The organism is Candidatus Halocynthiibacter alkanivorans (assembly GCF_003333265.1).
Classification (GTDB): Bacteria; Pseudomonadota; Alphaproteobacteria; order Rhodobacterales; family Rhodobacteraceae; genus Halocyntiibacter_A; species Halocyntiibacter_A alkanivorans.
In genome coordinates, this window is record NZ_QOLB01000166.1 from 1 (window position 1) to 1,952 (window position 1,952).

The window sequence follows — 1,952 nt, forward strand, 5'->3', positions numbered from 1 at the left end:
ATAGCATCTGACTTTCCGCGTTTCACATAGGGTTTGACGTACATGGGTGGGATCAGCCGAACCTCATGGCCGAGCCTGGTCAGCTCGCGCGCCCAGTAATGACTTGTGGAACAGGCTTCCATGCCAATGAGGCAAGGATCGAGATGCGCGAAAAACGGAAACACCTGAGCGCGTCGCAGAGGCCGGTTGAAAGCAACCTCGTCACTCTCAGTGATCCCGTGAACCTGAAAAATATTCTTGGCCAGATCGACTCCGACTGTTGTAACTTGCATGGGGTGGCTCCTCTCAATAGCAGATTTTGACACCTGCAGTATGACGCATCGCGACGTCGGTTGGAGCAGGAGCCATCCACCCCATCAGCTCTGCAACGACGCGTCCAATCAGAGAATTGAACGTGGTCTAAGCATGGCTGGATCTCGCATTTGCGATTGCGACGGCGCGAAAAAACTGACCCTTCGCTCAGATGCTAGGTCAACTGACAACGATACCATTGGCAGGCAGACAGGAACTGCATTCCATTTGGGGAATATCGGCTAATTCACCGTGAAAATCTCACTTATCTGGCCGCATGATGTTCAATATCGAGGCAAATTTTTATAGCGAACTGGCTCAAATGTGCGTTCCGGAAGCCCAGTTCAAGACACCTCACATCACCAATCCGTGTGTGCAAATTCGCAGGTAGGCATGCGCAGAAACGGCCCCTTACAAATCTTTCCTGCCGCCATATTTCCCAATCATCGAAACGGGAAACACCGGGACAACAAACGGTCTCACCCGAATTCACATAGATTACTGAAAGAGAATGACATGAAAAACATCGCACTCAAATCCGCCCTCGCCGCCTCCGTTCTGTTTGCAACCGTGGCTTCCGCCTCTGCTGGCTCCGGCGTCAACCACATCTTCCTCGACAGCTACAACCAGGACAGCAACAGCCGTATCGAACTTGAGCTGGTGCGTTCTGAAACTGCCGGCACCGTTGAAATCGTTGAGCTGGTCGGCGGCGCGCTGGGTGACACACTCGGCACCACTTCGGTCAACGCCGGCGCCAACAGCAACGTCTTTGTGCACTTTAACGGTGCTGCGGCTTCAAACGACGTGGCAGCCGTGCTGAAAGACGCCGCCGGCAATGTTGTCGCCATTGAAGAAATCGAAATCGACAACTTCTGAATCCTGACACCTGACTTTGCGGCCGCCGGTTAATCCCGGCGGCGCCCCTCCCAAAGACCTCCCCAAATACCTCCCTGATCCCCTCCCAAAACCTCTCCCGAAAGACAATGACATGAAAAACATCGCACTCAAATCCGCCCTCGCCGCTTCCGTTGTGATTGCAACCGTGGCTTCCGCCTCTGCCGGCTCCGGCGTCAACCACATCTTCCTCGACAGCTACAACCAGGACAGCAACAGCCGTATCGAACTTGAGCTGGTGCGCTCTGAGACCGCCGGCACCGTTGAAATCGTTGAGCTGGTCGGCGGCGCGCTGGGTGACACACTCGGCACCACTTCGGTCAACGCCGGCGCCAACAGCAACGTCTTTGTGCACTTTAACGGTGCTGCGGCTTCAAACGACGTGGCAGCCGTGCTGAAAGACGCCGCCGGCAATGTTGTCGCCATCGAGGAAATCGAAATCGACAACTTCTGAACCCTGACACCTGACTTTGCGGCCGCCGGTTAATCCCGGCGCCGCGCCTCCCAAAGACCTCCCAAATACTTCCCTGATCCCCTCCCAATTCCTCTCCCGAAAGACAATGACATGAAAAATATCGCACTCAAATCCGCCCTCGCCGCCTCCGTTCTCGTAGCAACCGTGGCTTCCGCTTCTGCCGGGTCCGGCGTCAACCACATCTTCCTCGACAGCTACAACCAGGACAGCAACAGCCGTATCGAACTTGAGCTGGTGCGTTCTGAGACCGCCGGCACCGTTGAAATCGTTGAGCTGGTCGGCGGCGCGCTGG

Annotated in this window: 3 protein-coding genes and 1 pseudogene; 3 read left to right on the forward strand and 1 reads right to left on the reverse strand. The window is 55.6% G+C overall.

Annotation, left to right across the window (positions count from 1 at the left end):
* A pseudogene (locus tag DWA01_RS22085) lies at positions 1-272 on the reverse strand (IS110 family transposase); the annotation flags it as partial.
* Between the two features lie 535 nt (positions 273-807).
* On the opposite strand from DWA01_RS22085, the gene DWA01_RS22090 reads away from it, so the two are divergent.
* From DWA01_RS22090 to DWA01_RS22100, 3 genes are all read left to right on the forward strand, one after another.
* A complete protein-coding gene (locus tag DWA01_RS22090) occupies positions 808-1,167 on the forward strand; it encodes a hypothetical protein (protein WP_114284743.1) in 360 nt (119 codons plus the stop codon).
* A gap of 112 nt (positions 1,168-1,279) precedes the next feature.
* Positions 1,280-1,639 carry a hypothetical protein gene (locus DWA01_RS22095; protein ID WP_114284744.1) on the forward strand — a complete coding sequence of 120 codons (360 nt, stop codon included), beginning with the start codon at positions 1,280-1,282 and terminating at the stop codon, positions 1,637-1,639.
* 111 nt (positions 1,640-1,750) lie between these two features.
* Positions 1,751-1,952 (forward strand): hypothetical protein (locus tag DWA01_RS22100; RefSeq protein WP_136057674.1); only part of this gene is annotated, 202 nt, incomplete at its 3' end.

Excerpts from the sequence above, each read along its gene's own strand:
- DWA01_RS22090 (WP_114284743.1), top strand. The coding sequence starts at position 808 with ATGAAAAACATCGCACTCAAATCCGCCCTCGCCGCCTCCGTTCTGTTT.
- DWA01_RS22095 (WP_114284744.1), top strand. The coding sequence starts at position 1,280 with ATGAAAAACATCGCACTCAAATCCGCCCTCGCCGCTTCCGTTGTGATT.